Below are 25748 nucleotides of genomic sequence, written 5' to 3'. Positions count from 1 at the left end.
ACCTCAAAGCACTGCCGCACTGTTCGGAACGTTTTGTACCGAAACCGCTGACCTCCAGCAGTAACGCCGAAGGTCTATTCGACAGCAGGATCACCCACTCGTGGACACCCAGTGCGCCGCGCGTTCGGCGATCATGATTGAAGCGGCGTTGGTGTTGCCGCCCACCAGCGTCGGCATGATCGAGGCATCCACCACCCGCAGCCCCTCGATGCCATGCACGCGCAATTGGCTGTCCACCACCGCATGCTCGTCGTTGCCCATCTTGCAGGTACCGACCGGGTGATAAATGGTGTCGGTACGCTGGCGCAACAGTTCGATCAACTGTTCATCGCCGTACAAGCCCGCGCTGAACATATCCTTCAAGCCATAACGCGCCATCGGCGCTTGTTGAATGATATTCCGGGTCATGCGGTAGCCCGTGAGCAGGGTCTCGACATCGTCGTCATGCCCGAGAATGTTCGGGTCGATGCGCGGTGGGGCGCTCGGGTCGTTTGATTGCAAGCCGACGCTGCCGATGCTCTTGGGCCGTAACACGCAGACGTGGCAACTGAAGCCGTGACCCCAGTGCAGCTTGCGGTTGTGGTCGTCGATCATCGCGATCACCGAATGCAGCTGGATATCCGGGCGTGCAAGTGTGGCATCGGTTTTCAGGAAGCCGCCACCTTCGGCGAAGTTGCTCACAAAAGGGCCGCGCCGATGACGGGCATAGTCGATCAATGCCCTGCCCATCTTCACACTGCCGCGCAGTGAGACACCCATCAATGACGTATCCTGGCTCCTGTAGCTGAGCACGACATCCGGATGGTCCTGCAGGTTTTGCCCGACACCGGGCAGTTCGTGCTGCACCGTGATGCCTTGGGGTTTGAGTTCCTCTTGCGGGCCAATCCCCGAGAGCATCAGCAATTGTGGGCTGCCGAAACAACCGGCACTCAGCAGGACTTCCCGGCGTGCTTTTATGGTCTGGCGATTGCCCTTGAGGCGCAGCTCGACACCGACGGCTTTTTTGCCTTCGAGCACAATGCGTTCGGCCGCGGCCGAAGTCAGCACCGTGAGGTTCTTGCGCAGGTGTCGAACCGGTTTGAGGAACGCGGTGGCCGTGCTCCAGCGCCGACCGTTGCGGATCGTCACATCGAACTGGCCAACGCCTTCCTGGTCGACGCCATTGAAGTCGGGATTGTGGCGGTGTCCGGCCATCTGACCCGCCTCGATGAACGCTTGCGTGACGGGATGCATCGGGTTCTTGCCGACATAGAGTTCACCCTGCGCCCCGTGGTAGTCGCATGCGCCGCGGTGGCTCATTTCACTCTTGCGAAAGTACGGCAGTACATCGGCGAACGACCAGCCGGGATTGCCCAGCGCCTGCCAATCGTCGAAGTCACTGTGGTGGCCACGGATATACACCATGCCGTTGATCGAACTGCTTCCGCCCAGGACCTTGCCGCGTGGCTGGTAGCCGCGACGTCCGTTCAAGCCGGGTTGCGGTACTGTGTGAAATGCCCAATTGACGTGTCGGCTCGGCAGGATCGCCGCGACGCCCACCGGGGCATGGATCAAAGGCGAGCGGTCTTCCGGACCGGCCTCCAGCAAACATACCGTGATTTCGGGATTTGCACTCAAGCGGTTGGCCAGGACACAGCCGGCTGAACCGGCACCAATGATTACGTAGTCGAATTCCATCACACAATGATCCCGAGCGAGCGAACAGGGGCTGCTTCACCAGGAAGCAACAAAGGTACCTGGGACCGATTGTTGGCTGAAGGCGGTAGAAAATTATTGACCTCTCATGCCAATTATTTGATCTTTGACGACATGACTACATTGATCAGATCAAGCTCGTTGACCGGATTCCGTGAGGTGGCAAGCCAGCTTGGCGGGCAAGCTGACCTCATGCTCGAGCGCTTCCGCATCCATCCGGACGTGCTGATGGACGAGGAGGCACGGGTACCGTTGCGTTCGCTGGTCGGGCTGCTGGAGTTTGCCGCACGAGAGCTGGATTGCCCTGATTTTGGCCTGCGCATGGCCGAGTACCAGGACTTGCACGTCTTGGGGCCGATTGCGGTCATCGCTCGGACGTGCGCAACGGCAGGGGAGGCGTTGGAGCAGATCATCCGTTTTATCGGCTACCACAGCCCGGGCATCCAGCTTGATCTGGACCTGAGCGAGAACCACGCGCCGCGCCTGTTGATCGACATCCGCCTGACCGGACCGACCCCGCGACGGCAAATGGTGGAGCTGGCAATGGGGGTGGCGCATAACGGTATGAAGTTGCTGTATGGCGACAACTTCGTTGCCCAGGCCGTTCTGTTTTCCGCCAATCACTCAGTGGCTCAAGCACGGTACCGGCGCTATTTCAAAACCGTGGTTTGCACCGGTCAATCCTGCAACGCCCTGGTACTTCGTGACGAACAACTCAATCAGCGGATCGAACAGCAAGCGCCCTACCTGCATCGCGCACTGGAACAGTATTTCCAGCAGTTCGACTTGCAAGCGACGTCGGATGTCGTCAGTCAGGTCGAGCGCCTGGTCTTGCGCATGATGCCGATACAGCGTTGCCGTTTGCCATTGATTGCCGAGCAACTGGGCATGCACGTGCGTATGTTGCAGCGAAGGCTGGCCGAGCAGGGGCGAAGCTTCGATGAAATCGTCGAGAGCCTGCGGCGTGACCGTGCCGACCACTATCTGGCGGAGCGGCACATGCCGATGTCCCAGGTTGCCGGTCTGCTCGGCTATAGCGAACAGAGCGTGTTCAATCGCGCTTGCCAGCGCTGGTTTTCCATGTCGCCGGGAGCCAGGCGCCGTCAGTTGTTCGAATGAAAGGTTATCGATCTTCGCGCGGGACCTGATGGCTGGCGACATCGAGACCGTCGCCGAAATGGCCGCTTTTGCGAATCACAGCCTTTAACCAGCGCCGCAGCCGCAAGACTTTGGGAGACATCTCATTGCCATTGAGACACAGCAGGCGGTAGGCAGACACTCGCTCCAGCCTCTCCTTGAAAGGCAGGACCAATTGGCCATTCTTCAGGTGCTTTTCGATAAGCCCCAGCGGAGCCATCATCAATCCGTGACCGTCAATGGCCGCCTGCAGGCCATCACTCAGATTTTCAAAAAGCAGCTCACGCTGTGGCGGGATATCCATGCGTCCGGCGGCTTGATTCCAAAGCGTCCAGACCCCAGGCGCCTGGGCTAGCGCAATGCGAGGGATACTCTCGATACGCTCCCCGGCAACGAGTCTTGCCCGTATTTGCGGTGCACAGACAGGCGCACCGGAAACATCCGCCAGTTTTTCCGAAAATACGTTGAATCGGGTTTGCGTGGTGTGGCGAATGGCAATGTCCAGCTCGCGGGCTTCCAGATCGGCCACTCTGGATGAAAACTCCATATGCACGGTGATATCCGGGTTCTCACGTTCGAACTGCGCCATGCCCGCACTCAGGTAGGTAGCCGCGAAACTGGGCGCCACACTGATGCGTAAAGGGCTGGTGTCACTGGCTTGTTTGACCGCCTGAAGCCCGATAGAGATTTCGGCCAACCCCCGGCTGACGTGAAGCTGCAGCTTGCGACCGCTTTCGGTCAATTCGATTTGACGATTGCGTCGAACAAAAAGCGCCACACCCAATACGCCTTCCAACCTTCGAACCTGGTGACTGATTGCCGAAGGCGTCAGGTGCAGGAACGTCGCGGCCTCTTGAAAGGAGCCCAGCCGCGCAGCGGCTTCAAAGGCATTGAGCGCGGGTAGTTGTCGCACGCTTTCCGCAGGGATGAGGATCTTCTTTTCACGTGACATTTTGTCATCCAAGTAAAACCAATGTCGTTTGTCGAGCTCACGACCCCGCTCGTACTGTTGTTCACGAGATCGATGACCCGTAAGGCGCACCAACGTGCCTCGGAACACGCGATGACCAATACCACGAGCGGGGTAAATACATGAATTCATTTCTGTCGCAAAGGCCTTTGGAAGTACCCGTCGGTTCCTTCGCGGGGCTATTTCTGGAGCGAATCCAACACTACGCAGACAACCCGGCGCTGATCGACGGGCTGAGCGGTGAACAACTGACCTATGCCGAACTGTCCCGGCATGTGCGTGTGCTTGCCGCCAACCTGATAGAGCGCGGTCTGGAGCCTGGGGAGGTCACCGCCATCATCGCGCCGAACAGCATTTGGTTCCCGGTGGCTCTGTACGGTATAGCCTTCGCCGGCGGCGTGTACTCCACACTCAATCCCATGTCCTCGCCGGAGGACGTGCGAGAACTCCTCAAGCTGGTGGGGGCCACGCGTTTGATCGTCACCCCGCAAGTCTTCGAAAGGCTGCGCGACACCTTGATCACGTTGCCGTTGAAAGACATTTTCGTGCTGGGTGTGTCTGAGGGCCTCACGCCGTTTGCCTCGTTGCTGGTGGGCAAGCCTCTGGCCGAAGAGCGCTGCCGTGATCTGCAAAAAGACCTGTTGGCCCTGATGTTCTCCAGTGGCACCAGCGGCTTCCCCAAGGCGGTGATGCTCAGCAATCGCAACTACGTCGCGGCGACCGAACAGGTGACCGCCGCCCAGGTTTTCCGCAGGTCCGACACCATCCTGGCGGCGCTGCCGTTTTTCCATATCTATGGACAAACCAGCTTCATAGGCTCGGCTCTTTCTCAGGGCGCGCGCTTGATCGTGCTGCCCGCGCTCGACCTGGAAGTGACTTTGCGCGTGATTCAAGACTACAAAATCACTGTCGCTCCGGTCGTTGCTCCCGTGGTGTTGCAGTTTGCCAAGCATCCTTTGGTCGATCACTTCGACCTGTCGAGCCTGCGCTTGGCTATCTCCGGTGCTTCACCCATCAGTGCCGACCTGCTGAAAAGCGCTGCCGATCGGCTGAAAGTGCCGGTGCTCAACGGCTGGGGCCTTACCGAATCCACCACCACCGGCGCTGTTTCCGAGCCAGGCATGCCGAAAGAGGCCGAAGGTTCGGTCGGCCGGGTGATGCATGGCATTGAGGTGCGGGTCGTGGAAATCGGCGGCAACCAGGACGTGGCGCCAGGTGCGGATGGCGAGCTGCTGATACGCGGTCCCAACGTGATGCTCGGCTACTTCAACAATCCGGCGGCAACCGCCGAAACGATCGATGCGCAGGGCTGGCTGCGAACCGGGGATGTAGGCCGGATCGATGAGCACGGCAATCTGCGAATCATCGACCGTGCCAAAGAGTTCATCAAGTTCAAAGGCTTCCAGATCAGCCCGGTCGAACTTGAAAGTGTGTTGTTGATGCACCCGGCGGTGGCGGATGCCGGCGTCGTGCCCAGCCCTGACACCGAATCCGGTGAAGTTCCCAAAGCCTTCGTTGTGCTGCGCTCACCTGTGACAGAAGCCGAACTGATCGACTTCGTCGCACAGCGTGTAACCCCCTACAAGAAACTGCGCGACATCGAGTTCATCGACTCCATTCCAAAAACACCTGCAGGGAAAATCCTGCGGCGGATCCTGGTGCTGCGCGAGCGCGAAAAACGCGAAACCCATGCCGTGTCCGGCGACCGCCTTGAGGATCGGGTCGTCATCACCCGCCACGGTAATGTGCTGTCGATCTGCCTGGACCGTCCGCGCAAGATGAACGCCTTCGACCGCGACATGTTCATCGGCCTGGCCAAGGCCATGGCGATCTACGAAGACGATCCAGGCCTGCGTTGTGCGGTGTTGCATGCCAATGGCCTGGTCTTCACTTCGGGCATGGACATCGTCAGTTCTGCGCCTCTCGCCGCGCGGGGAGAGTTGCGTATCGGCGATCCATCGTTGGTGGATATGCTCGAAATCGACCCGGCCGTTCGCCGCCGGAGCAAACCGGTGGTTCTCGCCGTTCATGGCAAGTGCATGAACCTGGGGGTGGAGCTGGCGGCAGCGGCGGACATTGTTATCGCCGCGCAAGATGTCACGTTCATTCAACGCGAGGTGGCAGTCGGGTTGTTCCCGTTCGGGGGTGCCACCGTGTTCTTGCCGGCAAAAATCGGTCTCGGTAACGCGCTTCGCTACATCCTGACGGCGGAAGAGTTCGATGCTCAGTCCGCTTGCCGGATGGGGCTGGTGCAAGAAGTCGTCCCGCAGAGCCAGCTGATGACGCGCGCTTTCGAATTCGCACGGCTGATTGCGCAGAACTCACCGTCCGGGGTTAAAGCAGCGCTTGCGTCGGTGCGCCTGGCCCGCGAAAAAGGCCCCGAGGCGGCGCTCGCAACGCTGCTAAGAGAAGTCGCCCGGTTGACCGGCGCAGAAGACTTCAAGGAAGGCGCTGCAGCCTTCCTGGAAAAACGAGCGCCGAACTTCAAGGACGCGTGAGCGCCACACCGGATGCATTGAATCCTTTGCAATAGAAGGGGGGCGGCTGCGCGACAAGCGTAGCCAACCCCATTTGCCGCTTTTCAATCACTACACAAGGACCTCGGCATGAGTGCCCTGAATATTGCCCAGCCCATCGTTCCCCCCGCCATGCAATCCTGCTTCGAGCACCAACGCGCCGCCTACCTCGCCACGCCCGAGCGCAGCTATGCCCAGCGCGTGGAAGACCTTAAAAAGTTGGCGCGGATGCTGAAGGACAACCGCCAAGCACTGATTGAAGCGATTAACCAGGACTACGGCAACCGTTCCACCTTCGAGACGCTGTTCGCCGAGTTTTTCGTGGTGCTGGGAGATATCAAATCCACCATCAAGCACCTGAAGAAATGGATGAAGCCGCAGAAGCGCCACATCGATCTGATGGTCTACCCCACCTCCAGCAACCGTGTCATTCCCCAGCCGCTGGGCGTGGTCGGCGTGATCGTACCCTGGAACTTTCCGCTGATGCTGTCGTTCGGGCCACTCACCGCCATCTTCGCCGCCGGCAACCGGGCGATGGTCAAGATGTCGGAAAACTCGAACAATCTGACGCGTCTTCTGATGTCCATCTCACCGAAATACTTCCCGCCGCAACAGCTTCAGTTCTTCGAAGACAGCAGCGCCAATGGCTCGGTGGGCCCGGCTTTTTCCTCGATCCGCTTCGACCATCTGTTCTTCACGGGTTCGGGTCAGACCGGCCGCGCCGTGATGGCGAATGCTGCGCGCAACCTGACCCCGGTGACACTGGAATTGGGCGGAAAATCACCCGCCGTGGTCGCGCCGGATTTCCCGATGACCCTGGCCGTCGATCGCATCATGTGGAGCAAGGCCTTCAATGCAGGCCAGATCTGCACCAACGTCGACTATGTCTTCATTCCCGCCGGCTCCGAGGCGGACTTCGAACGCGAAGCCCAGCGGGTAATAGCCGAGCGATACCCCGACATCAATCATGCCGATTACACGTCCATGATCGACCAGCGCGCCTATGACCGCATGCAGGCCACGCTGGATGACGCTGTGGCCAAGGGCGCGCGCGTGGTCAATCTTTTCCCCGGCCAGACGCCGGACAAGACCCTGCGCAAATTCCCGCTGACCCTGGTATTCGACGTCAGCGACGACATGGTCATCATGCAGCGCGAGATCTTCGGCCCGCTGCTGCCGGTCAAGACCTACACCAGCCGCGAAGAAGTGGCCGGTTATATCAACAAGCACGACAGACCACTGGCGCTGTATCCCTTCACCAGGGACCGCGCCCTGCAGGACTACTACGTGACCCACATCATGTCGGGCGGCGTATGCATCAACACCGCGCTGCTGCACGTGGCTCAGCACGACATGCCCTTCGGCGGCGTCGGCGCCAGCGGCATGGGCCATTACCACGGTTACGAAGGCTTTCAGACCTTTTCCAAAATGCGCCCCGTCTATCGTCAGGGCTTCTTCGCCGCCACCAGGATGATGCTGCCGCCCTACGACAAAGGACCGCTCAAGCCCAACAAGCTGATCGAACTGATCATCAAGTTGAAGGGCTGAAGCCCTGTGTACCTGACTGTTCCAAAACGTCTTCAAAGGAGTTTTCCATGCCCCTCTATGAATGCCAGACCGTCAAGGGAACGCTCAGTGAGCGTCAACGCCAATCGCTGGCCGAGTCCATCACATCCATTCACACCCAGGAGACGGGCGCGCCGGCCAGCTATGTGCACGTGCTGTTCAAGGAGCTTGAAGCGGGAAGCGCATTCACCGCCGGCCAAGTCGCGACCCCCGCGATAATTCGTGGCCAGATACGTGCAGGACGATCACAGGCGACGCGCCACGCCATCCTGCGCGCAATCACCGACGTTTACATGGCCGTCACCGGGGCCGATGCGAATGCAGTGGTGGTGGCAGTGGTCGACATTCCCGCTTCATGGGCCATGGAAGGCGGTCATATTTTCCCGGAACCGGAACAGCCCCCTGAAGTGGCCTGACACGCTTCGCTGCGACGAAAACATTTGCGCATTTTTTGACGGCCGACAACTTTGCGACCGTCGTAGGCACCCCTTACAAAAAAAAGGAATCACCCATCATGTCCAACGAAAACCCCCTGTTGATCACGCGCCACGGCGCCGTTATGTCCATCAGCATCAATGACGCACCGATCAACCGAATGAGCTTCGCTTTCATCGACGCTCTGGAAGCGGCGGTTGAAGAGGCCGCCACCGATTCAAGTGTACGTGCCCTGCTTTTCACGGGTGAAGGCGAGGCCAATTTCTCCGTTGGCATGGACCTCAAGGAGGCGATGCGCGAGGTTCCAGCCCGCGGTGGTTGGGACACCGTGCTCGACCAGCGCCTACGCGTTCTGGCGCGCATCGAGTCCATGGGCAAGCCGTCGGTTGCCACTATGTTCGGCTACTGCCTGGGCGGCGGGCTCGAATTGCCCCTGGCCTGCCATTTCCGTCTCGCCGCCGATACTGGCACTCAGATAGGTCTGCCCGAGATGGATCTGGGAACCGTGCCGGCATGGGGTGGTTCGGTGCGTCTGACTCGCTGCATCGGTCGTGACAACGCGCTCGATATGGTGTTGCGTGCCCGCAGGATTGACGGTCACGAGGCCTTGCGCATGGGGCTGGTGCGTTCCGTTCATCCAGTCGCCGAACTCAAGGCAGCAGCGATGGCGCTGGCGCAGGAACTGGCTGAGAAGGCGCCACTCGCCGTGGACGGTGTACTGCGCTGTATCGTAGGCGCCGACGAGAGGACGCTGGACGAAGGACTGCGTGAAGAGCGCAAGGCTTTCCTGCACTGCGCGGCGAGCAAGGATCAGGCTGAAGGTGCACGCGCCTTTTTCGAGAAGCGCAAGCCGGTATTTACGGGGAATTGACCTTATGGGGGGGGCCACTCCCGTCACCCCCTGTTGCTGCACATTTCGATCATTAAGTTGTCAGTTACGGTCATTGAGCGACGGCGTCGCGACTCTTAGTCTGTCGAACATGACTGATGGGGGCCGTAGAGCTCCTGCACTTTCCGTGATCGATCGATGTGGAGTTACCGATGACCGCCGCTCAATACCCGCACCTGTTGGCTCCGCTGGACCTGGGTTTCACCACGCTGCGCAATCGCACCCTGATGGGTTCGATGCACACGGGCCTTGAGGAGAAACCGGGTGGTTTCGAACGCATGGCGGCGTACTTTGCCGAACGTGCCCGTGGCGGTGTCGGCCTGATGGTTACCGGCGGTATCGGCCCGAACGACGAAGGTGGCGTGTATTCCGGTGCGGCCAAGCTGACGACCGAAGAAGAGGCGCTCAAGCACCGTATCGTCACCCGTGCCGTTCATGACGCGGGCGGTAAAATCTGCATGCAGATCCTCCACGCCGGCCGTTATGCCTACAGCCCGAAACAGGTTGCACCCAGCGCCATTCAAGCGCCGATCAACCCGTTCAAGCCCAAGGAGCTGGACGAGGAAGGCATCGAGAAGCAGATCAGCGATTTCGTCACCTGCTCGGTACTGGCGCAAACCGCCGAGTACGATGGTGTGGAAATCATGGGCTCCGAAGGTTATTTCATTAACCAGTTCCTCGCCGCCCACACCAACCACCGTACCGACCGCTGGGGTGGCAGCTATGAAAACCGCATGCGCCTGCCGGTGGAAATCGTTCGCCGCGTGCGTGAAGCGGTCGGCCCGAACTTCATCATCATTTTCCGTCTGTCGATGCTCGACCTGGTCGAAGGCGGCAGCACCTGGGAAGAGATCGTTCAACTGGCCAAGGCCATCGAGCAGGCCGGCGCGACCATCATCAACACCGGTATCGGCTGGCACGAAGCGCGGATTCCGACCATCGCCACCAAAGTGCCGCGTGCGGCGTTCAGCAAGGTCACGGCCAAGCTGCGGGGTTCGGTGAATATTCCGCTGATCACCACCAATCGCATCAACACGCCGGAAGTCGCCGAGCAGATCCTCGCCGAGGGCGATGCCGACATGGTGTCGATGGCGCGGCCATTCCTCGCCGACCCGGATTTCGTCAACAAGGCCGCTGAAGGTCGCGCCGATGAGATCAACACCTGCATCGGCTGCAACCAGGCCTGCCTCGACCACACCTTTGGCGGCAAGCTGACCAGTTGCCTTGTGAACCCGCGTGCCTGCCACGAAACCGAACTCAATTACCTGCCCGTGCAGCAACTGAAGAAAATCGCCGTGGTCGGTGCCGGCCCTGCCGGTTTGTCCGCCGCGACCGTGGCGGCCGAGCGTGGCCATCAGGTGACGCTGTTCGATTCGGCCAGCGAAATCGGTGGTCAGTTCAACATCGCCAAGCGCGTTCCGGGCAAGGAAGAGTTCTTTGAGACCCTTCGCTACTTCAACCGCAAGCTGCAGACCACCAACGTCGAGGTGTGCCTGAACACCCGCGTCGACGTGGCACAGCTGGTCGAAGGCGGCTACGACGAGATCATCCTGGCCACCGGCATTGCGCCGCGCGTGCCGGCGATTCCTGGCGTGGAAAACCCCAAGGTGCTGAGCTACCTGGATGTGATCCTGGAGCGCAAATCGGTCGGCAAGCGTGTCGCGGTGATCGGTGCCGGTGGTATTGGTTTCGACGTCTCCGAGTTCCTCGTTCATGAAGGTGTCGCTACCAGTCAGGACCGCGCCGCGTTCTGGAAGGAATGGGGCATCGATACGCACCTTGAGGCACGCGGTGGTGTTGCCGGTATCAAGGCTGCACCCCATGCGCCGGCCCGCGAGGTGTTCCTGCTGCAACGCAAGAAGTCCAAGGTCGGCGACGGCCTGGGCAAGACCACCGGCTGGATCCATCGCACGGGTCTGAAGAACAAACAGGTACAGATGCTCAACAGCGTTGAATACCTGAAGATCGACGACGAAGGCCTGCACATCCGCATCGGCGAAACCGGCGAGCCGCAGGTGCTGCCAGTGGACAACATCGTGATTTGCGCCGGGCAGGACCCGCTGCGCGAGTTGCATGAAAGCCTGGTGGCGGCGGGGCAAAGCGTACACCTGATCGGTGGCGCGGATGTCGCGGCAGAGCTGGACGCCAAGCGGGCGATCAATCAGGGTTCGCGGTTGGCGGCGGAGTTGTAACAGACAGGTATGTGGCGAGGGAGCTTGCTCCCGCTGGGCCGCGAAGCGGCCCCAAATCGGTAGGTCCGGCACATCAGAAGTATCGAGTGTTCCGGGTTTGCGCCTGCTGCGCAGGCGAGCGGGAGCAAGCTCCCTCGCCACAAATCAGGTGATAACATGCCGGCTCTTCACACAGAGCCGGCATTGATGCTTCTCCCTCCCGACACCTGGCTACCCCAGGCCCCCCTCGAACCCCTTCACCTCGACTGGCTCACCCGCGCCGGCATCGAAGTGGCGATCCTGCGTCTGGACCGGATCGACCCGCTGATCAGCGGCAACAAATGGTTCAAGCTCATCGAACACCTGAATATCGCCGACCGCGCGGGGGCCGAAGGCATCATCAGTCTCGGTGGCGCGCACTCCAATCACCTCCACGCCCTGGCGGCGGCGGGCAGGCGTTTCGGCTTTGCCACCGTCGGCCTGTTGCGCGGCCACCCTCAGCAAACCCCGACGGTCAAAGACTTGCAGGCGTTCGGCATGCAGTTGCACTGGCTGGGTTACGGCGGCTATCGAGCGAGGCATGAAGCAGGTTTCTGGCATCCCTGGCAAACCCGCTACCCGACCTTGCACTCGGTGCCTGAAGGGGGAGGTGGTTTGCCAGGTGCCCTGGGTTGCAGGCCATTGCGGGCTGCTGTCTGCGCACAATTGCAGAACCTGGGCTGGAACGACTACGACGGCTGGTGGCTGGCCTGCGGAACCGGCACGACGCTGGCTGGCCTGGTGCTCGCAGAAGCGGGGGATCACCCGGTGTACGGTGCCCTGGCGGTGCCTGACGATCATGGGGTGGCGCAGCAGGTCGAGCGAATCGTGCAGGAAGCCGGTGTGGTCGATGCGGCGTATGAGCTGTTTGAAGCCAGTCGCGGCGGCTTCGCGAAGGTCGATCCGCCACTGCACGCGTTCATCGAAAAGACCGGGCAGGCCAGCGGCATCCCCCTGGAACCGCTGTATACCGGAAAAGCGCTGCTGGCACTCAAGCAGCAAGTCGAAGCGGGCCGGTTCGCCCAAGGCACGCGGCTGATCTTCGTCCACACCGGCGGCTTGCAGGGGCGGCGAGGGTTTGATTCACAAGCCTGAAACGCACCGCAAATCAATGTGGGAGCGAGCTTGCTCGCGATGAGGGCATTGCATTCAGCACATTTGTCGACTGACACACCGCCATCGCGAGCAAGCTCGCTCCCACATTTTGGGTTGCCGTCAAGTTCAGCTATCGCGGGTTTCGCCTTTGGGCATCATCCGCAGCAAGGTGTTATCGCCCACCACATAGTGGTGATACAGCGCGGCCACGGCATGCAGGCCGATCAGCCAATAGCCGATAGTGCCGCCGAGCTCGTGCCAGTCCTGGAGTTGTTTGGCCAGGTCCTTGTTTTCCGCGATCGGCATCGGCAGGTCGAAACCGTAGAACATCACCTGGTTGCCTTTGGCGCTGGTGACCAGCCAGCCGAGAATCGGCGTGACGATCATGAAAATGTACAGCGCCCAGTGCATCAGCCTGGCCAGCGTCGTTTGCCACTGCGGCGAGGCGGGGAAGACTTGCGGCGCCGGGCCAAGACTGCGTGCGAACAATCGCAGCCAGACCAGGACGAATACGGTCAGGCCGAGCATGAAGTGTGATTCGACGATCAGCGTGCGCCCGCCACTGCCCTTGGGAAAGAGCCCGCGAAACTCGATACAGGCGTAAACCAACGCCAGCAGGACCAGCATCAACCAATGCAGCGTGATCGATACGGTGCTGTAGCGCGAGGCAGAGTTTTTCCACGGCATTCGGTGTTCCTCAGAGGTCCGGTTTAAAGCCACCGCTCTTGTTCGACGGCGTGCCTTAACTGTAATCCTGTTTCACCGGGTTTGCCTGAGGTGATCGATCGCTCGTTGCTCTGGATCAGGTAATTGACGGCAAAAACGCATCGGCCCCTGTAGGAGCTGCCGGAGGCTGCGATCTTTTGATCTTCAGGTCCCCAATGACGCCGAAAATCAAAAGATCGCAGCCTGCGGCAGCTCCTACAAAGGCGGTGCGGTTTTTAGCTCGATTGCGGCATTTCGCCGTTGGCCAGGCGCTTGTTGATGTCGGTGATCACTTGCGGCAGATCGGTGATGGTGTCGATCATGTAGTGCGGGCGCGAAGCTTCGAACATCCCATGGATGCGCTTGCGCTCGCTGTCCAGTTGGTCGCTGCCCAGCGCGCGATAACCTTCGTAATCCAGGCCCAGGGCGTTGCCCGAGCAGATCAGCGCCACTGTCCACATGCCGGCGCGGCGACCTTCGAGAATGCCTGGCACGGTGTCATCGATCTTCACGCACGCGGCGACATCGTCGATGCCCAGGGCGATGACGTTGGCCAGCGCCTGGGCCGGCCATGGGCGGCCATTCGGGACTTCGTCGGTGGCGACCACGTGATCGGCCACATAGCCGTTGGTGGCAGCGAGTTCGACCACCTTGTCCATGACCTGTTTCGGATAGCCGGAGCAGGAGCCGATCTTGATCCCTTGCTCGCGCAGGTTGGCGATGGTCTCCAGAGCGCCCGGAATCAGCGCCGAGTGTTCGGCGATTTTTTCGATCTGCAGCGGCATGAAACGCTGGTAAATCGCGGTGACGTCGTCGTCGGTCGGTGTGCGGCCGAACACTTTGCGATATCGCTCGGCAACTTCCGGCAGATCGCACAGGGTGCGGATGTGGTCCCACTTGCCCATACCCATCGGGCCACGGGCTTCTTCGATGGACACCTGGACGTCGAACTCGGCGAACGCCTCGACGAAAATCTGCGTCGGGGCGAAGGAGCCGAAGTCGACCACGGTGCCGGCCCAGTCGAGGATGGCAGCCTGGAGTTTGCTTGGGTTGGAGTAGTTCATGGTGATCTGAATCCTGTAATAACTGGCTCTTTAGGAAAACTGTTCTTTGTGGGAGCGAGCCTGCTCGCGAAGGCGGTATATCTGCCGACATTTATGTTGAATGTCAGACTGCATTCGCGAGCAGGCTCGCTCCCACAGGGGATCGGGGGGAATCAGATGTCGAGCACTTCCATCTCGCGCAACACCTCGCCGATCGCGGCCACGGCTTCGCGCATCTCGGCCGGTTGCACATGTCCGATGCACCCGACGCGGAAGGTTTCGACCTGGGTCAGTTTGCCGGGGTAGAGGATGTAACCCTTGGCCTTGACCCGCTCGTAGAATTCCTTGAACTGGTAGCGAGGATCTTTCGGGGCGTGGAAGGTGGCGATGATTGGCGCCTGAATGGCCGTCGGCAGGAAACTGCGCAACCCCAGGTTGCCCATCTCTTCCATGAGTGCCTGGCAGTTGGCGGCGTAGCGTTCGTGCCGGGCCGGCAAGCCGCCTTCTTCGTTGTACTGCAGCAGGGCTTCGTGCAGCGCCGCGACCACGTGGGTCGGCGGGGTGAAGCGCCACTGGCCGGTCTTGGCCATGTAGGCGTGCTGGTCCTGCAGGTCCATCGCCAGCGAATGCGAGTTGCCGGCGGCACTGGCCAGGGATTCTTTGCGAGCGAAAACGAAGCCCATGCCTGGCACACCCTCCAGGCATTTGCCCGAGGCGGCGATCAGGGCGTCGAACGGCACTTGTTGCGCGTCCACCGGCAGGGCACCGAAGGAGCTCATGGCGTCGATGATCAGGCGCTTGCCGTGTTCTGCAACGACCTGGGCGATCTCCGGCAGCGGATTGAGGATACCGGTGCTGGTTTCGCAGTGAATCAGGGCGACGTGGGTGATGCCGTTGTCGGCACGCAGCAGGCGGTCGACGTCGGCGGCGGTGGTCGGTTCGTCTTCGGCGGTTTCGAAGGTGCTGAAGGAACGGCCCAGCACTTCGCAGATTTTCGCCAGGCGTTTGCCGTAGGCGCCGTTGATCAGTACCAGAACCTTGCCATCGCGAGGCACCAGGGTGCCGATCGCTGCCTCGACGGCGAAGGTGCCACTGCCTTGCAAAGGCACGCAGTGGTGGGTAGCGGCGCCGTTGACGATCGCCAGCAATTGCTCGCAGAGGCTGGCGGTCAGTTGATTGAAGCGGTCATCCCATGAACCCCAGTCGATCATCATCGCCTGGCGGGTGCGGGCCGAAGTGGTCAACGGGCCGGGGGTGAGCAGGATGGGTTCGACAGCACTCATGTTCGTGTCCTCGCATTCGATGGGATGAAGCTACGGGGCTTAAATTGCAATTTGCCGAGCTATCAATCAAATTGTTTATTGTTATGCCAGCCATCAGTGAGGGTTATTCATGAACCTGTTTCAGCTCCGCGCCTTCGATGCAGTGGCCCGGGAAGGCAGTTTTACCCGGGCGGCGGCGCGGCTGTTCATCAGCCAGCCGGCAGTCACCGGGCACATCAAGGCGCTGGAAGAGCACTACCAGATCACCCTGCTGCGCCGCACCGCCCGACGTGTGGAGCTGACGGAGGAGGGCACCAAGCTGGCGGCGATCACCCGGGCGATGTTCGGCCTGGCCGAAGAGGCGCAGGTGATGCTCGAAGCCAACCGGCAATTGCTGACCGGGCGCCTGGAGGTGGCGGCGGACGGTCCGCACATGGTCATGCCGATGCTCGCCAGCCTGCGCGCGCGCTATCCGGGGATCACGGTGAACCTGCGCCTGGGCAACGCCCAGGAAACCCTGGCGGCGCTGCTGTCCGAACATGCCGACGTGGCGGTGCTGACCGAAGTCGAGCCGCGCAAGGGCTTGCATCTGCAGGCACTGAACGAATCGCGGATTTGTGCGCTGGTGCCCGACGGGCACCCTTGGGCGCAGAAGACCAATGGCGTACAGCTCAAGGAACTGGATCAGGTGATCATGGTGCTGCGCGAACCGAGTTCGATTACCCGGCGCACCTTTGATGAGGCTTGCGCCCAGGCCAGGGTCAATCCGCGGGTGCTGCTGGAACTGGACAGCCGCGAAGCGGTGACCGAGGCGGTGGCCGCCGAACTGGGGGTGGGGGTGGTGTCGTCGGTGGAAGTCAGCCACGACCCGCGAGTGGCGGCGGTGCCGATCATTGGCGAGGGGTTGGTGAACCGGCACATGATCGGGTGCATGGAGCGGCGGCGGGATTTGCGGTTGATTCAGGCATTCTTCGGGTTGGCGCCGAATCTGAATTGACCCATTCCCCTGTAGGAGCTGCCGAGTGAAACGAGGCTGCGATCTTTTGATCTTGCAAGTCAAAAGATCGCAGCCTCGTTTCACTCGGCAGCTCCTACAGAGGGTCAGTCGAGGCTTTCTCGTACCATCTCCAGAAACGTCGCCACGATTCGCCTCGAACTCTGCTCGCGCAAGCACACCAGCGTTTCAGTCAGCCGCCGTTTGCAATCGGTAATCGGCAATGAGCAAACCCGTGAGTCGGCGCCGAACTCGGCCGCCGACACCACGCCGATGCCAATCCCGACCACCACCGCTTCACGCGCCGCTTCCCGGCCTTCAACCTGGATCGCCGGACGAATGCGGAACCCGGCACCGGCCATTTCCTCCTCCAGGGTCTGGCGCGTCACCGAACCGATTTCCCGCAGTACCAGCGGTGTGTCATCGAGGTCGGCGAGGGTGATGGATTCACGGTCGGCCCACGGATGATTGCGCGACACGAACGCCACCATCGGGTCATTGCGCAGGGGCAGGGAGATCAGGCGTTCGTCACTGACGTCACGGCCCAGCAACGCCAGGTCGGCCTGATAGTTGAACAGTCGGAACAGCGACTCATCGGTGTTGCCGGTTTCGATCTTCACGCTGATTCCGGGGTAGCGTTCGCAGAATCGGGCAATCTGCGGCAGCACGTGCACCGGCGCATCCACCGCCAGAATCAGGCTGCCGGTCTGCAGGGCCTGGGAATCCTGCAGCAGTTCCTGGGCTTCGGCCTCAATCACAAAAAGCCGCTGGGTAACGCTCAGCAGGCGTTCGCCCAGATCGGTCAGGCGTACCGAACGCTTGTTGCGGTGAAACAGCAAAACACCGTAGCGCTCTTCAAGTTTGCGCACCTGGTCGGAAATCGCCGGCTGCGTCAGAAAAAGCCGCTCGGCGGCTTTGGTAAAGCTTCCATGTACCGCGACGGCATGGAACGCTTTGAGTTGGGCGTGGGAAACCGACATCGATATCTCCAGTAACAAGCAAAGCTTATTTTGGAAATACGATAAATCGATTTCACTTATTAAACAGTAATTGTTTTTATCACTCTCAGCCCCGCTGACCGGTCAGTCGAACCGCAGCGGGTGCCATGAGCCTGGGCGTGCAAAACAGGACTCATCTGACCGGTATCCGCCGTAGGGACAGGGCGATATCGCAGTGCTCAACAATAAAAAAACAGGCGTTTGCTTCCAATTCTGCCGGCACACTCACACCCTGAGGTCAGAACCACAATGAACAAGCACATCGGCACCATCAAGCGTTGGCGCGTGCAGATCTTCGCGATCACCTGGCTCGCCTACGCCGCTTTCTACTTCACCCGCAAAGCGTTCTCGGTGGCCAAACTCGGCATCGCCGAAGACCCGACCTTCATGCTCGACAAAATGGCCATGGCCAACCTCGATGCCATCTACCTGACGGCTTACGCCGTGGGGCAGTTCACTTGGGGCATCCTGGCCGACCGTTTCGGTCCGCGGGTGGTGGTACTCGGCGGCTTGCTGATTTCCGCTGGCGCGGCGCTGGTGATGGGTAACTTTGCGACGTTACCGATTTTTGCGACCTGCATGCTGATACAAGGCCTGGCGCAGTCCACCGGCTGGTCGGGATTGTGCAAGAACCTGGGCAGTTTCTTTCCCTCCGAACAGCGTGGTCGGGTATTGGGCCTGTGGAGTTCCTGCTACGCCTTCGGCGGGCTCGTGGCCTCGCCGTTTGCCGGCTGGTGGGCGTATACGCTCATCGGCACCTGGCATGCGGCGTTTGTTTCCAGTGCGGCGGTGGTTGGGCTGGTCGCCGTGCTGTTTTTTATTTTCCAGCGCAACAAACCTGAAGACGTGGGCTTGCCGGCTGTGGAGCCGGAGCCCGAACTGACCGCTGAAGAAGCCCTTGCCCAAAGCAAAATCAGTATCTGGGTGCCACTCAAGGAAATCCTGCGCAACCGCACGGTACTGGTGCTGGGGCTGGCGTACTTCATGCTGAAACCGGCGCGCTACGCGATTCTGCTGTGGGGGCCGGTGATCGTCTTCGAACAGATGCCTTCGGTGGGCAAGGTCGGTGCGGCGATCATTCCGACCTCGTTCGAGCTGGCCGGGTTGCTCGGGCCGATCATGATCGGCCTGGCCTCGGACAAACTGTTCGGCGCCCGGCGCATGCCGGCTTGCGTACTCAGTCTGTTGGCACTCACCGTGACCCTGGCATTGTTCATGGGTGCCCTGCATACCGGCAGTGTGGTCCTGGTGGTAGCGCTCTTGTTCGTCATGGGCCTGACCCTCTACGGGCCGGACTCGATGATCAGCGGCGCGGCGGCGATCGATTTCGGTACGGCCAAGGCCGGTGCGACGGCGGCCGGGTTCGTCAACGGTTGCGGTTCCGTCGGGGCGGTGCTCGGCGGATTGCTGCCGGGTTACTTCGACTCGGTCACCGTGTTCATTGTCTTCGCCGGTTGCGCGATGTTCTCGGCGCTGGTGCTGATCCCGCACTGGAACAGCCGCCCCGGCGGCCTGAAAACCAACCATCCCTCCGTGCCCAACCGGGCGATGAACATCAAACCCCTGCGTACCTGAATCCTGTTTCTCGTCGCCGATGTGTGCATCGTCGGCGGCGGTTACTCCGGGCTGTGGACCGCGATTATGCTCAAAGACGGTGGAGCAGCCAGTCAAACAGCAGGCGGGTATCGCCCCGGGGTTCACGGGGCGGGGGGTTCAGCGGTTGTGGCCGAGGGCCCAGCGCCGTACAGAGCACCGGGCGATCCGGGTCACTGTCGAGGAAAATCACCTGTATCTCACTGCCGGCCACGGGCAAGCGGGACGGATCGATCCAGTCCTCGGCAGTGGTCAGCGCCAAGGGCAACCACAAGCCGCTGGACAACGACTCTGTGGTTGAATCTGTGGCGGGCCAGAGGAGCACCCGAATCCGACCATCCTCGTCCACTGTAGGCGGTTGTCCGACCGGGCCGCACACCTGGCCGGGCTGATACCCGGGGACGCTCGGCCTGGGTTGTTTAAGCGCGGGCCTGAACACCGTCGACCAGGGGATGGCGCTGAATTGATTGCGGTAACCCGGGGCCATGCCCGCTGAGTCGTCGAGCAGAATCGATTGCTGGCCCCCCTGATGGCTTGTTTCGGTCACCAGCCATTGATCATTGAAACTCGCCAGGGGATGCCCGGCCACCTGCACGATCCGGCCGCTGCGTAATGCTCCCAGGTTGCTTTGACCGTGGATCTGCAGGTGCTGGCACCGCAGGCGTTCCAGTTGTCGCCGGCTGAGCTGGTCGCGATGCTGCTGTTCGCGAGCGAGAACCGGTCTGGCCGTGGTGAACGAGTGATTGGCTGCGCCGTCGCTGATGTCCGCTGCCCCAGGATTCCTCGCACCCGGGCGCACAGGGGGGAGCGAGGCATCATGGCGCTGGAACAATTCGCTGATCACGGGTTCGTGATCGTCGAGTGCGTCGCTGCGCAGCGGCATGAGCAGCGGCTCCTGGGGGAAACTCAGGCTGTCATCGGCCAGTACCAACACATGGCCGTCGCGTTGATGCTCGAAGTGGTAGTGGATGCCTTCTTCCTCACACAGTCGTTGCAACAAAGCGAGGTCGGTTTCTTCGTACTGAATGCAAAACGGGCGCTGGGGATAGTGCCCGGTTGCCAGATCAAAGCGATAACTGCTGGTGGGCAACCCATGTTCCTCGAGCAACTGGCGCAGGATCATGGGCACGCTGGCGCGCTGGAAAACCCGTCGGCGGCGTTGCTGCTCCAGTGCCTGGAGACGGGACACCAGCACCAGTTTGTAAGCGACCCGGTGTGCGCTTCGATGTTCACAACCAGCGCTGTGCAGCACGCCATGCAGGCCTTGGTCGTGGCCGAACTCGAGGAACGCCGGCTGGTGCAGCAATCGTTCAAGGTTCAGGGCCGGTGCCAGCCCGATAACCTCGATGTCGAATCGATAGGGCTGGTTGAGTGCTTCATGACCGCTGAACCGGACCACCTGGAAACTCAGGTCGTCATCGAGAAGCGTCAGGGTGGTGGGACTTTCCTTGTCGTTGTGCATCGAACACGCTGCTGCCGTTGAATAGGGTGCAAAGCGTACGAAACCCCGGCGCATTGCGGGCAGGCTAAAGCGGCATTTCAGAATCCCCCTACAACCGCTGGTGAAGATGTCGATGCCAGTCGGGATTTTTTGGTCGATTGCCAACTTTAGGCCGTATAAACTTGCGCAAAGCGTCGGCCAATGGTTGTCTCGACGCCACAGATGTCACAGATAAGAGAGTGAGAAATGGGCGCACAGTGGAAGGTTAAACACAAAGAAGCGGCAGCCAATGCCAAGGGCAAGATCTTCGGCAAACTGGTGAAGGAAATCACCATTGCTGCGCGCAATGGCGCTGATATTGCTACAAACGCACACTTGCGTCTGGTCGTTGAACAGGCCAAGAAAGCTTCGATGCCCAAGGAAACACTGGATCGTGCCATCAAGAAAGGCGCTGGCCTGTTGGGCGAGACCGTGCAATACCATCGCGTGACCTATGAAGGGTTTGCCCCGCATCAAGTGCCGTTGATCGTTGAGTGCGTGACCGACAACATCAACCGCACCGTCGCCGAAATCCGCGTGGCGTTCCGCAAGGGCCAACTGGGTGCTTCCGGTTCGGTGGCCTGGGACTTCAACCATGTCGGCATGATCGAAGCGTCGCCGGACACCCCGGACGCCGATCCGGAAATGGCCGCCATCGAAGCCGGTGCACAGGATTTCGAACCGGGTGAAGAAGGTGCAACCCTGTTCCTGACCGAACCGACCGACCTCGACGCGGTACAGAAAGCCCTGCCGGAACAAGGCTTCACCGTGCTGTCGGCCAAACTGGGCTACCAGCCGAAAAACCCGGTCAGCGGCCTGAGCGATGAGCAGATGGCGGAAGTCGAAGCCTTCCTCGAAGGGCTCGATAACCATGACGACGTGCAGGACATGTTTGTCGGGTTGGCGGGTTAAGCCGCATTGTTTTCGCTCTGACTTGTGGCGAGGGAGCTTGTCGGACCGCCGCACCGTCCCGTTCGGCTGCGCAGCGGCCGTCGCTTTTGGGGATGGCTACGCCGTCCAGCGGGAGCAAGCTCCCTCGCCACAGGTCCTGTATTTATTTATTGAGCCCAGCCAATTCCTGAACGATCGCTTCAAACCCCGGCCGCTCCAGCACTTGCGGCTGGCAGCAACGCCGCTCCAGATCTTCCAGCACCCCACGCCGTTCATCGCTCAACCCCGAGTCGATCCGCGCCAGCAATTCCCCCAGCAATACCCCGAACGCCCGCACTTCGATCCGCTGCAAGGCACGGCTTTCAAGGCTGTCGGATATCCCGTGGAACGAGGCCGCACCAAAGTCCCCCAGCAAGCAATCTCCCTGCTCATTCCACAGGATATTGTGCCCATAGAGGTCGCCATGGGTGATGCCATGGCTGTGCAGGTGTTCGGCCACCGAGGCAATGCCCGAGGCAATGCGCAACGCCACGGCCGCACAGAAGCGCAAATCGTCGGGGTAGATGTCGCGGCTGCACGACGCCAGGCTCGGCAGCGCGGCGAGGTTGCGGTAACTCGGTGTGATCAGTTGCATCACCAGCCCGGCGGTTTGCTGTGGGTGATCGACAATCCGCCCCTCGACGCGGATCAGGTTCGGGTGCAGGCCGGCGGTGATGCAGGCGTTCATCTCGTGCAGCGGTGAACCATCGCTGGTCATTTCGCCCTTGTAGAGCTTCACCGCAACGGCCATGGGCGGCTGCTCAGCCGGTTGCCAGACGGCCTGATGGATCACCCCGGACGCCCCTTCGCCGAGTTTTTTCTCCAGTCGCAATGCCGACCAGTCAATGCGCGGTGTCGCGTCGAGGGCCGCGGCGTCGGCTTCGGTTTCCAGCGGATTACCGGCGTACGCCAGCCAGGTCAGGCTCGGCAATTCCAGCAACCAATGCGGCAGCTCGGTCAACTGGTTGGCGGCGATGCGGATCAACTCCAGCCGATGGCACTGACGCAACGACTCCGGCAGCGCGTGCAAACGGTTGCCGGCGAGCATGAGCTTTTGCAGGCATGGCCGCTCTCCCAACTCGCTCGGCAGTGTCTCGATGCAGTTGTCGGTCAGGATCAGCCAGCGCAGCAGCGGTGGCAGCGCCGCAGCGGGCACGTGGGCGATGCGGTTGGCCTTGAAGCCGATCATCGTCAGTGCGGCGCATTGGCCCAGGCAGGCCGGCAACTCGGTGAAACGGTTATCGGAACAGAACAGCACGCGCAGACGGGTCAGGCGATGCAAGTCTTCCGGCAGGGCGCTCAAGGCATTGCCGCTGAGGTTGAGTACTTCCAGCGAGTCCGCCAGATCGAAAATTTCCCGAGGGAATTCGCTGAGGCCGTCGACCAGATCCAGCCGCGTGATGCCTGACAACTCGCCGGCACGCAATTGAGCAAGGGTATGCATGAACAGATTCGCCATTAGCCAAGGGGAGGACGCGTGGCCCTGGAAATGGGCGACATGATAGCGGGAAAGATGTGGCGCCTGTCAGACCGCTTTCGCGAGCAGGCTCGCTCCCACATTGGATCACTCCCGCCCGGGCAATTCGGTCAACTGTGGGAGCGAGCCTGCTCGCGAAGGGGCCAGTCAATGCAACAAAAAGATATCGATCAAACTGGCTCGCTGACTTCGACCAGTTGCCCCAGTCGACTGCGGGTGCGGGCCAGATCAATGGCATCGCCCTCCAGACTTTCGCGTAGGGCGTGTGGTCCGAGCAGTGTCAGGTGCTTGTCCTGGTCGTACAGTACGTCGATGAGGTTGATGAAGCGCTGTTGGGCGGCCATCGAGCACTCACCGAGCCGCGGCAGGTCATCGATGATCCAGTGATCGAAGCGGCGGCACAGCTCCAGGTAGTCCATCACGGCCACAGGCTGGTCGCACAGGTCGGCGAAAGTAAATCCGATGCGGCGCTCATCGCACAAACGCGCCCGGAAATGCCGGGTGCCCACGGGGAGCGACAGGGGCGGGGCGCCGCGATCCGGCAGATTCAATGAACGCCGCTGCACCGCGCTGGCCGGCCACACATACTGGCCTTGGGTGAACAGCTGTTGCGCGTGGCTGCGGACCTGGCTGCGATAGTCGTGCGGACCACCGACTTCCATGACCTGCATGCGTGCATTGATCAAGTCGATCACCGGTTTGAAGCGGGCGTGGTACAGCGGATTGGGCAACAGGCCTGCGGGTGGGTAATTGGAGGTGACCAGCACCAGGATGCCGCGCTGAAACAGTGCCTTGAACAACCGGGTGATGAGCATCGCATCGCCGATGTCGTGCACATGGAACTCATCGAAACACAGCACCCTGCAATCGCTGAGCAGGGCATCCAGGGTGATCGCCAGGGCGTCGGGCTGTTCGCGATGCTCGAACATGCCCTGGTGCAGTCGGGCGAAAAACTCATGGAAGTGCAGGCGTTGTTTTTGCGCGAGGGGAACGGCCCGGAAAAATCCGTCGAGCAGCCAGCTCTTGCCGCGCCCCACGGCACCATGCAGGTAAAGGCCCGGAAGGGTTTGCGCCGAAGCGCCCATCAACAGGCAGGCATGCCGGGCCATGCAGTCGATCACGCGTAGCTGGCTGTGACTGAGGGTGTAGCCCCGGGAATGAGCCTGGTGACGAAAGTAGTCGTGGATAGCCTCGCCTGCCTCGGTGCTGCCGGCGGTCGGTGCCTTGCCGAGAAGGCGACGCAACGATTGCCAGCGCGATTTGATTCGCGAACGATTGGGCGGTCGAACGGCCACTGAGATGTCACCTCTGGTGTGCGGGCAGGCTCCCCGAGCTGCGGCGGCATAGTGTAACCAGATGAGGGAATTTGCCTCCAGTTGTGTCGGCATATTCCGAGCCATCGTAACCGGGTTCAAAAGGAACACCGTAAACCCTGTGGGAGCGAGCTTGCTCCCCCAGAGGGGGATCAGAACTGCACGGTCTGCTTGAGCATCTGCGCCGCCGCTGTGTCCGCCGGGCTGACCATCGCATAGTTGTAGCCACCACCGGACCAGTACTCGGCCTGCAGGTCTCCATCGCTCCGGCTGCCACGGGGCAGCAGGAAGTTTTTCGGTCCTGGCGGGCGCACATAGAAACTGATTTTCTGCCCGCCCTGGTTCTCGTAGACCACCATGGCTGCCGGGCCTTGCTCGGTACTCAGCAAACGCCCGCTGGCCGGCTTGAACCCGGCACCCGAGAGGTTGGGCAGGCGATTGGCCCGGGTGAAGTAGCGGTCGAGCCAACCTTGCATGTCACCGTCGTCGCCGGCCTTGTAATCCGCCGGCAGGATGCCTTGCTGGGCAATCAGGCGATACGCCTGCAGGGCATCGGTCATTGGAAGCTGGGGGCTCGCGAGTGTCATCTCCCGCGCTTGCCAACCGCTGAAACCGCCGACGCTGACGGCGATGAGCAACACCGCGGCACTGGCCAGGTGTCGACGGGATTGGCGTTTGAGGCGCTGGCGTATGACCGCCGGATCAAGGTTCGGGTTAGACGGTTGTTGCAAGGCGCCACTCAAGGCTGCGCGCAGTGCCTGGGCATCCTGCTGCCAGGCGCGTACTTGCGCCGCCACCTGCGGGTTAGTGGCCAGAAAAGTCTCCACCAGGCGCCGGTCGGCGTCGCTCAGTTGGTGGTCGACGTAGGCGTGCAGGTCTCGCTCGCTGGGGGGCATGCTGATCATTTGAGTCTCCGCAGGGATGGGCGGTTGATTTCGCCATCGCTGAGTTGGCGCAGGGCCTGGCGAGCCCGGGACAGGCGGGACATCACGGTGCCGGTGGGGACGTCGAGAATCTCGGCGACCTCCTTGTAACTCAAGCCTTCTACCGAGACCCAGAGCAGCAGCGCACGTTGTTCGGTGGGCAGTTGATCGAAGGCATTGAGGGTCGATTGGGCAATGACGGTGCGCTCCACCGAGGGCTGGGCATCGTCGCGGCCGGTGAAAAAATCGAGCATGCGCGCGTAGCGCCGGGAGCGGCGGTGCGCATCGAGAAACTGCCGATACAGAATCGAGAACAGCCAGGCGCGCAAGTCGCCCTCGGCGCGTTTGCCAGCCCAACTCGACAGTGCCCGCTCCAGGCTCGCCTGCACCAAGTCGTCAGCGCTGCTCGGGTTGCGCGTCAGCGACACAGCGAACCGTCGCAATCGGGGAATGATTTCTCTGAGTTGTTCGTCGATATCGTTCATGAAGTCCTGACTAGTCACTACGCTGGACAGTG

21 protein-coding genes are annotated in these 25748 nt (G+C 61.1%); 10 read left to right on the top strand and 11 right to left on the bottom strand.

Annotated elements, in window-relative coordinates; genetic code table 11:
• Nucleotides 1–90: 90 nt before the first annotated feature.
• Nucleotides 91–1677, bottom strand: a complete 1587-nt coding sequence (locus CD175_RS04535) for a GMC family oxidoreductase (RefSeq protein WP_104447835.1) — start codon at nt 1675–1677, stop codon at nt 91–93.
• Nucleotides 1678–1809: 132 nt separating this feature from the next.
• Here CD175_RS04535 and CD175_RS04530 point away from each other — a divergent pair, with 132 nt between their 5' ends.
• A complete protein-coding gene (locus tag CD175_RS04530; RefSeq protein WP_104448076.1) occupies nt 1810–2814 on the top strand; it encodes an AraC family transcriptional regulator in 1005 nt (334 codons plus the stop codon).
• Between the two features lie 4 nt (nt 2815–2818).
• Here the strand turns inward: CD175_RS04530 and CD175_RS04525 are convergent, their stop codons facing one another.
• Nucleotides 2819–3784: a LysR substrate-binding domain-containing protein gene (locus CD175_RS04525; protein WP_104447834.1), complete on the bottom strand. Its 966-nt coding sequence runs from the start codon at nt 3782–3784 to the stop codon at nt 2819–2821.
• 140 nt (nt 3785–3924) lie between these two features.
• Here CD175_RS04525 and CD175_RS04520 point away from each other — a divergent pair, with 140 nt between their 5' ends.
• The 6 genes from CD175_RS04520 to CD175_RS04490 all read left to right on the top strand — a co-directional run bounded on the left by CD175_RS04520 (nt 3925) and on the right by CD175_RS04490 (nt 12513).
• Nucleotides 3925–6300, top strand: coding sequence for a crotonase/enoyl-CoA hydratase family protein (locus tag CD175_RS04520; protein WP_104447833.1), 2376 nt, complete (start codon nt 3925–3927; stop codon nt 6298–6300).
• Nucleotides 6301–6408: 108 nt separating this feature from the next.
• Nucleotides 6409–7866 (top strand): coniferyl aldehyde dehydrogenase, encoded by a 1458-nt coding sequence (locus CD175_RS04515; RefSeq protein ID WP_104447832.1) that lies wholly within the window; start codon nt 6409–6411, stop codon nt 7864–7866.
• A 47-nt stretch (nt 7867–7913) separates the two neighbouring features.
• A complete protein-coding gene (locus CD175_RS04510; protein ID WP_104447831.1) occupies nt 7914–8300 on the top strand; it encodes a tautomerase family protein in 387 nt (128 codons plus the stop codon).
• Between the two features lie 98 nt (nt 8301–8398).
• Nucleotides 8399–9190, top strand: coding sequence for an enoyl-CoA hydratase/isomerase family protein (locus tag CD175_RS04505; protein ID WP_104447830.1), 792 nt, complete (start codon nt 8399–8401; stop codon nt 9188–9190).
• A 170-nt stretch (nt 9191–9360) separates the two neighbouring features.
• Nucleotides 9361–11400, top strand: a complete 2040-nt coding sequence (locus CD175_RS04500; RefSeq protein ID WP_104447829.1) for an oxidoreductase — start codon at nt 9361–9363, stop codon at nt 11398–11400.
• A 186-nt stretch (nt 11401–11586) separates the two neighbouring features.
• Nucleotides 11587–12513, top strand: a complete 927-nt coding sequence (locus CD175_RS04490) for a 1-aminocyclopropane-1-carboxylate deaminase/D-cysteine desulfhydrase (RefSeq protein WP_104447827.1) — start codon at nt 11587–11589, stop codon at nt 12511–12513.
• 126 nt (nt 12514–12639) lie between these two features.
• On the opposite strand, the gene CD175_RS04485 is transcribed toward CD175_RS04490, so the two are convergent.
• The 3 genes from CD175_RS04485 to CD175_RS04470 all read right to left on the bottom strand — a co-directional run bounded on the left by CD175_RS04485 (nt 12640) and on the right by CD175_RS04470 (nt 15544).
• Nucleotides 12640–13200, bottom strand: a complete 561-nt coding sequence (locus CD175_RS04485; protein WP_104447826.1) for a cytochrome b — start codon at nt 13198–13200, stop codon at nt 12640–12642.
• 254 nt (nt 13201–13454) lie between these two features.
• Nucleotides 13455–14282, bottom strand: coding sequence for a phosphonoacetaldehyde hydrolase (phnX, locus tag CD175_RS04480; protein ID WP_104447825.1), 828 nt, complete (start codon nt 14280–14282; stop codon nt 13455–13457).
• A 152-nt stretch (nt 14283–14434) separates the two neighbouring features.
• On the bottom strand, nt 14435–15544 hold the full coding sequence (locus CD175_RS04470) for a 2-aminoethylphosphonate--pyruvate transaminase (RefSeq protein WP_104447823.1): 1110 nt from the start codon (nt 15542–15544) through the stop codon (nt 14435–14437).
• Between the two features lie 109 nt (nt 15545–15653).
• On the opposite strand from CD175_RS04470, the gene CD175_RS04465 reads away from it, so the two are divergent.
• Nucleotides 15654–16520 carry a LysR substrate-binding domain-containing protein gene (locus CD175_RS04465; RefSeq protein ID WP_104447822.1) on the top strand — a complete coding sequence of 289 codons (867 nt, stop codon included), beginning with the start codon at nt 15654–15656 and terminating at the stop codon, nt 16518–16520.
• Between the two features lie 104 nt (nt 16521–16624).
• On the opposite strand, the gene CD175_RS04460 is transcribed toward CD175_RS04465, so the two are convergent.
• Nucleotides 16625–17497: a LysR family transcriptional regulator gene (locus CD175_RS04460; protein ID WP_104447821.1), complete on the bottom strand. Its 873-nt coding sequence runs from the start codon at nt 17495–17497 to the stop codon at nt 16625–16627.
• Nucleotides 17498–17764: 267 nt separating this feature from the next.
• Between CD175_RS04460 and CD175_RS04455 the strand changes: the two genes are divergently transcribed.
• Nucleotides 17765–19090, top strand: coding sequence for an MFS transporter (locus CD175_RS04455; RefSeq protein WP_104447820.1), 1326 nt, complete (start codon nt 17765–17767; stop codon nt 19088–19090).
• Nucleotides 19091–19160: 70 nt separating this feature from the next.
• Here CD175_RS04455 and CD175_RS04450 read toward each other — a convergent pair whose 3' ends face one another.
• Nucleotides 19161–20570: a type VI secretion system Vgr family protein gene (locus CD175_RS04450; RefSeq protein WP_104447819.1), complete on the bottom strand. Its 1410-nt coding sequence runs from the start codon at nt 20568–20570 to the stop codon at nt 19161–19163.
• Between the two features lie 225 nt (nt 20571–20795).
• Between CD175_RS04450 and CD175_RS04445 the strand changes: the two genes are divergently transcribed.
• Nucleotides 20796–21500 carry a YebC/PmpR family DNA-binding transcriptional regulator gene (locus CD175_RS04445; RefSeq protein WP_008051121.1) on the top strand — a complete coding sequence of 235 codons (705 nt, stop codon included), beginning with the start codon at nt 20796–20798 and terminating at the stop codon, nt 21498–21500.
• Nucleotides 21501–21642: 142 nt separating this feature from the next.
• Here the strand turns inward: CD175_RS04445 and CD175_RS04440 are convergent, their stop codons facing one another.
• From CD175_RS04440 to CD175_RS04425, 4 genes are all read right to left on the bottom strand, one after another.
• Nucleotides 21643–22962 (bottom strand): leucine-rich repeat-containing protein kinase family protein, encoded by a 1320-nt coding sequence (locus tag CD175_RS04440; protein ID WP_104448075.1) that lies wholly within the window; start codon nt 22960–22962, stop codon nt 21643–21645.
• A 203-nt stretch (nt 22963–23165) separates the two neighbouring features.
• On the bottom strand, nt 23166–24290 hold the full coding sequence (zapE, locus tag CD175_RS04435) for a cell division protein ZapE (RefSeq protein ID WP_104447818.1): 1125 nt from the start codon (nt 24288–24290) through the stop codon (nt 23166–23168).
• Nucleotides 24291–24460: 170 nt separating this feature from the next.
• Nucleotides 24461–25213 (bottom strand): anti-sigma factor family protein, encoded by a 753-nt coding sequence (locus CD175_RS04430; RefSeq protein ID WP_104447817.1) that lies wholly within the window; start codon nt 25211–25213, stop codon nt 24461–24463.
• Nucleotides 25210–25716: an RNA polymerase sigma factor gene (locus tag CD175_RS04425; RefSeq protein ID WP_095966533.1), complete on the bottom strand. Its 507-nt coding sequence runs from the start codon at nt 25714–25716 to the stop codon at nt 25210–25212. Before CD175_RS04425 ends, CD175_RS04430 begins: the two co-directional genes overlap by 4 nt.
• Between the last annotated feature and the right edge of the window lie 32 nt (nt 25717–25748).

It is taken from the genome of Pseudomonas laurylsulfatiphila (assembly GCF_002934665.1).
GTDB classification, from domain to species: domain Bacteria; phylum Pseudomonadota; class Gammaproteobacteria; order Pseudomonadales; family Pseudomonadaceae; genus Aquipseudomonas; species Aquipseudomonas laurylsulfatiphila.
The sequence above is the reverse complement of the archived record's forward strand: the minus strand, read 5'-3'. Positions and strand labels throughout refer to the sequence as shown.